Below are 591 nucleotides of genomic sequence, written 5' to 3'. Positions count from 1 at the left end.
GTTTGAGATTTGTTCATCGTGCCCGTCCTGAAAAGAGATAATGGTTACGTTCCTCTTCCATATCAGCCGCCAGGGGTTCTGCATTCATTGATATATAACGCGTCTTGATTCGTGACCCACGCGCCAGGGTTTTTCAAATCCAGTCCTGCCCTTTCCAAGCTCATGAGCAGCTTCTCACGATCCAATCGATCCCGAATTCGCCTTTTCTTATAGTTCTCCACTTGCTCAAACGGCATAGGATCGCCCTTCTCGAAAAAATCCCATCGGTCGCCATCTTTGAAAGCTCGAACTAAACGTCTGGTAACTCCACCTTGGTAGACACGGATCGAGTTAATCGGATATTCATCATCATTAGCACTGGTGGAAATACTTATGCAACGCAGGTCGAATCTCTTGGACAGCTGATAGACCATGCTATTCCACCCGTCCTGGTAATTCGCAATAAAAAAACATTGATCGATGTAAATTAGAGGCTGGTAAATCAATGCCTTTAAGGGATTCCGCGCGCCGCAAAAGGGTCTACCCGCATTTACGAGACTTAAATCCAGTTTTCCCTCATTCAAGGTGAAATCAGCCGCACGGGCGGGGTCC

The 591-nt window shown here is 47.0% G+C and carries 1 pseudogene; it reads right to left on the bottom strand.

The features are described 5' to 3' along the window. Nucleotides 1-62: 62 nt before the first annotated feature. Nucleotides 63-591 (bottom strand): annotated as a pseudogene (locus tag ACYQ1A_RS21805) (hypothetical protein); the annotation flags it as partial.

It is taken from the genome of Silvimonas sp. JCM 19000 (genome assembly GCF_054652575.1).
Note: the sequence above shows the minus strand (reverse complement) of the source record. Positions and strands in the feature narration are given on the sequence as shown.